This window comes from Streptomyces flavofungini (genome assembly GCF_014650815.1).
GTDB lineage: Bacteria > Actinomycetota > Actinomycetes > Streptomycetales > Streptomycetaceae > Streptomyces > Streptomyces flavofungini.
This window is the reverse complement of the sequence record NZ_BMVR01000047.1, coordinates 1-6,084: the sequence shown is the minus strand read 5'-3', so window position 1 is coordinate 6,084 and position 6,084 is coordinate 1. Positions and strand designations below refer to the sequence as shown.

Genomic DNA, 6,084 nt, shown 5'->3' with positions numbered 1-6,084 from the left:
GGGGTATCGACCGGTTCACGATGTCGACGGTGGTGGACCTGCCGCAGGGCATCGATGAGACCGGGCTGGTCGCCACGCTGGGTGCGGTCGTCGACCGCCACGACATGCTCCGCTCCCGACTGCTGTCCGGCACCCCGTCGGGCCTGGAGGTCGCGGAGCCCGGCACGGTCGACGTCGGCGCCCTCCTGCACCGCGTCGCGTGCGACGGCCGCTGGGACGACGCGAACTGGCCGGAGCAGGCTGCCGCGGAGCTGAACGAGGCCGCGGACCGGCTGGACGCCGCGGCCGGGACCATGGCGCAGTTCGTGTGGTTCGACGCGGGCGCCGGGCACGCGGGTCGACTGATGGTGGTGCTGCACCACCTGGTGATCGACGGTGTCTCCTGGCGCATCCTGCTGCCTGATCTCGCTGCGGCCTGGGAGCAGGTGCGGGCGGGCAAGACTCCGGTCCTCGCGGAGGTGGGGACTTCCGTGCGGCGCTGGTCGCACGCCCTGGCCGAGGAGGCGTCCGCTGCGGGGCGCGTGGCGGAACTGCCGCTGTGGCGCTCCCAGGTGGAAGGGCCGGACCCGGTGCTCGGCTCCCGCCCGCTCGACCCCGCCACCGACGTGATGTCCACGGTCCGCTACGTCCACATGGAACTGCCGGTCGCCACCACCACGTCGCTCCTGACCACCCTGCCCGCGGCCTTCCACGGCGGCGTCAACGACGGCCTGCTCACCGCCCTCGCCCTGGCCGTCGCCACCTGGCGCAAGACGCGCGGCATCGACGAGTCCTCGCTGCTGGTGCGCCTGGAGGGCCACGGCCGCGAGGAGACCGCGGCCCCGGGTGCGGACCTGTCGCGCACGGTGGGCTGGTTCACCAGCATGTTCCCCGTACGCCTCGACGTCGCCGGGGTCGACCTGGAGGACGCGCTCGACGGCGGCACGGCGGCCGGTACGGCCGTCAAGGCGGTCAAGGAGCAACTGCACGCCATCCCGGACAAGGGCATCGGCTACGGCCTGCTGCGCTACCTCAACCCGGACACCGCGGAGGTCCTCCGCCGGCACGACACCGGCCAGATCTCCTTCAACTACCTGGGCCGCTACTCGGCCACGACGGACATGCCGGAACACCTGCGCGGCCTGGGCTTCACCCAGGCGCCGGGCACCGCGGGCCTGGTCGCCGAGCCGGACGCCGACATGCCGGCCCTCTCGGCCCTGACCGTGAGCGCGCACGTCACCGACACCGAGCAGGGGCCGCGCTTCGGCGCCCGCCTCGACTTCCCCGAGGGCGTCCTCACCCGGGACGAGGTGCAGGAGCTGGCCGACCTCTGGGTGAACGCCCTGGACGGCCTGGCCCGGCACGCGGCCGAGCCCGGCGCGGGCGGCCTGACGCCCTCGGACGTCTCCCTGGTGTCGGTCCGGCAGAGCGAGATCGAGGCCTGGGAGCGGCAGTACCCGGGGGTGGCCGACGTCTGGCCGCTGACCCCGCTGCAGGCGGGCATGCTCTTCCACTCGCAGCTGGACGAGTCCGCCTACGACGCCTATCAGATCCAGTTCGTCTACCACCTCTCGGGCGCGGTCGACCCGGCGCGGATGCGCGCGGCGGGCCAGGCCCTGCTCGACCGGTACGCCAACCTGCGCACCGCCTTCGTGGCGGACGCCGCCGGTGACTTCGTCCAGGTCGTGCCGGAGCGCGTCGACCTGCCGTGGCGTCACCTCGACCTCAGCGGTGCGGACACGGCGGAGATCGACCGGTTCCTGGCCGACGACCGCGACGTCCAGTTCGACGCGAGCGCCCCGCCGCTGCTGCGGATGTCCTTGCTGACGCTCGGTCCGGACCGCTCGGAACTGGTCTTCACCGCCCACCACGTGCTGTTCGACGGCTGGTCCATACCGCTGATCATGCGGGACCTGCTGCGGCTCTACGGATCCGGCGGCGACGGCCAGGCGCTGGCGCGCGTACGCGGGTACCGCGACTTCCTGGAGTGGCTCTCGGAGCAGGACCGCGAGGCGGCCGCCGCGGCGTTCGCGCACGAGCTCCAAGGGCTCGACGAGCCCACCCTGCTGGTGGCGGGGAAGTCCGAGTCGCACAGCGACGACGTCGGCAACACCGAGGTCCCGCTGACGCCGGAACTCGCCCGCCTCCTGTCCGCGTGCGCCGCCGGCCTCGGGGTCACCCTGAACACGCTGGTACAGGGCGCCTGGGCGGTCCTGCTCGGTCAGCTGACCGGACGGAAGGACGTCGTCTTCGGCGCCACGGTCTCGGGACGGCCGCCCACGCTCTCCGGCGTGGACGAGATGGTGGGGATGTTCATCAACACCCTGCCGGTGCGCGTGCGCTACGCCTCCGGGGACTCCCTCGCCGAGGTGCTGAGGGACCTGCAGGACCGGCAGGCCGCGCTGCTCGACCACCACCACCACCCGTTGAGCGACGTCCACCGGGTCGCCGGGGTGGACACCCTGTTCGACACGGTCGTCGTCTTCGAGTCCTACCCGGTCGACCACGTCGGTCTCAGCGAGGCCAACGCCGCCGCCGGGGTGGCGATCACCGGGCTCACCCCGTTCACCGGCACCCACTACCCGCTGACCGTCACGGCCGACGCCGACCCGAACCTCCGGCTGTCCCTGGAGTACCACCGCGACGTGCTCGACGAGGACGCGGTGCAGGTGATCGCGGACCGGCTGCACCGCCTGCTGCGCCTGCTGGTGGCCGATCCGGACGCCACGATCGGCTCGCTGGACCTGCTGACGCAGGCGGAGCGCCACACCGTGCTGTCCGGGTGGAACGACACCGCCCGCCCGGTCGCCGAGGCGACCGTTCCGGAGCTCTTCGAGGCCCAGGTGTCCCGCACCCCCGACCGGGCGGCCGTCCGGCACGGGGACACCGTCCTCAGCTACGCCGAGCTTGACGCCCGCGCCAACCGGCTCGCCCACCTGCTGATCTCCCGCGGTGTACGGCCGGAGGACCTGGTCGCGCTCTCGGTGCCGCGCGACGCCGAGATGATGGTGGCCGTGCTCGCGGTGCTCAAGTCGGGGGCGGCCTACCTGCCCATCGACCCGGCCTACCCGGCCGACCGTGTCGCCTTCATGGTCGAGGACGGCGCCCCGGCCCTGATTCTGACCACCAGTCAGGTGCGCGCGACCGTCGGCAACCGGATCCTGCTCGACTCGCCCGAGGTGCGGGCCGAGCTGCGGACCATGCCCGACACCGCGCCCGGGGACAGCGAGCGGAACCGCCCGCTGCTGCCCTCGCACGCCGCGTACGTGATCTACACGTCCGGCTCCACCGGCCGGCCCAAGGGTGTGGTCATCCCGCACCAGAACGTCGTCGACTTCGCGACCTGGGCCGTGGCCGACCTGGGCCACGACGCGCTCTCCGAGGTCCTGGCCGCCACCTCCCTCAACTTCGACGTCTCCGTCTTCGAGATGTTCGGCCCGCTGCTCAGCGGCGGCTGCATCGAGGTCGTCCAGGACGTCCTGGCGCTCCTCGGCCAGGACTGGCGCGGCAGCCTGATCAGCGCGGTGCCGTCGGCCCTCTCGCACATGATCAGCCAGGGCGGCGGGACCCGGCTGGCGGCCGACCTCGTCGTGCTGGCCGGTGAAGGCCTGCCCGCGCACACCCTCAACGCCATCCGCGACGCCGTCCCCGGCGCCCGCCTCGCCAACATCTACGGGCCCACCGAGGCCACCGTGTACGCCGCCGCCTGGTACACCGACGAACCGGCGCACACCGCGCCCCCCATCGGCCGCCCCCTCCACAACACCCGGACCTATGTGCTCGACGCGCACGTCCGGCCCGTGCCGCCGGGGGTGGCGGGTGAGCTCTATCTCGCGGGCACCGGACTGGCCCGCGGCTACCTGGGCCGTCCCGGGCTGAGCGCGGAGCGCTTCGTGCCCGACCCCTTCGGCCCGCCCGGCGCCCGGATGTACCGCACCGGGGACGTCGTCCGCTGGACCGAGACCGGCGAGATCCAGTACCTCGGCCGCGTCGACAACCAGGTGAAGGTCCGCGGCTTCCGGATCGAGCTCGGCGAGATCGAGGCCGTCCTCAGCCGCCACGAGGACGTGGCGCAGGCCCACGTCCTCGTCCGCGAGGACCGGCCCGGAGACCAGCGGATCACCGCCTACGTCGTGCCGGAGCGCGGCGTCGTACCCGAGACCGCGACGCTGCGCGCGCACATCGCGCAGGCGCTGCCCGAGTACATGGTGCCCACCGCGTTCGTGCTGCTCGACAAGTTGCCGCTGCTGCCCAGCGGGAAGCTGGACCGCGCCGCCCTGCCCCGGCCGGAGTTCACCGGCGCGGCCTACCGGGCGCCGCGCACCGCGAGTGAAGAGGCGCTGTGCCGCCTGTACGCCGAAGTGCTCGGCGTGGAGCGGGTCGGCATCGATGACGACTTCTTCGCGCTGGGCGGGCATTCGCTGCTCGCCACCCGGCTCGTCAACCGGATCCGCGCGACGCTGGGCGCCGAGGTGCGCGTCCGCCTCGTGTTCGACGCGCCGACCGTCGTCGAGCTGAGCGGGCGGCTGTCCGGCGACACGACGGACCGCCCGCTCCTGCGGCGCACCGGGACACGGCCCGCACAGGTCCCGCTGTCCTTCGCGCAGCGCCGACTGTGGTTCGTGGACCGGTTCGAGGGCCCGTCGGCGACGTACAACATCCCGTTCCTGCTGCGGCTGACCGGCGCCCTCGACCTGCCCGCACTGCGCGCGGCGGTCCGGGACGTCGTCGGGCGGCACGAGAGCCTGCGGACGCTGATCGCCGAGGACGAGACCGGGCACCCGTTCCAGCAGATCGTGCCGACGGACGAGTTGGCGCTGGACATTCCGCTCACCGACGTGGCGCCGGAGGCGGCGGACGAGGCGGTGCGCCGGAGCGTGACCCAGCCCTTCGCCCTGGCCGAGGAGATTCCGCTGCGGGCCTCGGTGCTGCGGTGCGGCCCCCAGGAGCACCTGCTGCTGCTGGTGATCCACCACATCGCCGGTGACGGCGAGTCGATGGCCCCGCTCGCCCGCGACCTGGCCGCCGCCTACGCGGCACGCCGGGACGGAGTGGCACCCCCGTGGCGGGAGCTTGAGGTGCAGTACACGGACTACGCCCTGTGGCAGCGGGACCTCCTCGGCGACGAGAACGATCCCGCGAGCACCCTGGCCGCGCAGGGAGGTTACTGGCGCGAGGAGCTGGCGGGCGTACCGCAGCCCCTGCAACTGCCGACGGACCGGCCGCGGCCCCCGACGGCGAGCCACCGCGGTGACCTCGTCGAGTTCGGCCTGGACCCCCGGGTGATGGCCGCGGTCGAGGAGCTGGCCCGGTCCCGGGGCGCGACGGTGTCCATGGTGCTCCAGTCGGCACTGGCGGTGCTGCTCGGCCGGCTCGGCGGCGGCGAGGACATCACGATCGGCTCCCCGATCGCCAACCGCGCCGACGACAAGCTCTCCGAACTGGTCGGCTTCTTCGTCAACACCTGGGTGCTGCGCGCCGACCTGTCCGGGAACCCGTCGTTCGAGCAGGTCCTCGACCGGGTGCGGGCCAAGGCGCTGGGCGCCTACGACAACCAGGACGCCCCGTTCGAGCGTCTGGTGGAGCTGCTGAATCCGGAGCGCTCCACGGCGTACCACCCGCTGTTCCAGGTGATGTTCGCCTGGCAGAACATCGCACGCGAGGACTTCGAACTCCGCGACCTGCGGGTTCAGCTCGAACCCGCCTTCACATCGACCGCGAAGTTCGACCTGTTCTTCAACATGGGCGACATCCCCGACGCCGGGGTGATCGGATACCTGGAGTACGCGACCGATCTGTTCGACCGCGGCACGGTGGAGAACCTCGCGGCCCGCTTCGTGCACCTCGTCGAGCAACTCGTCACCGACCCGGGGTTGTTGGTGGGTTCGGTGGATGTGTTGGTGGCGGATGAGGTGGTGGCGCTGGCTGGGTTCAATGAGACGGCTGTGGTGGGGCCGGAGTTGACGGTTCCGGAGTTGTTCGGGCGGCAGGTGGAGTTGTCGCCGGATGCGGTGGCGGTGGTGTGTGGTGGTGTGGAGCTGACGTTCGCCGAGCTTGATGTGCGGGTGCGTGGGCTGGCGGGTGAGTTGGTCCGGCGTGGTGTGG

Annotated in this window: 1 protein-coding gene; it reads left to right on the top strand. The window is 72.5% G+C overall.

The window, feature by feature from the left end:
- Positions 1-20: 20 nt before the first annotated feature.
- Positions 21-6,084, top strand: a 6,064-nt coding sequence (locus IE274_RS38970; protein ID WP_190120691.1) for a non-ribosomal peptide synthetase, incomplete at its 3' end; no start/stop codon positions are given.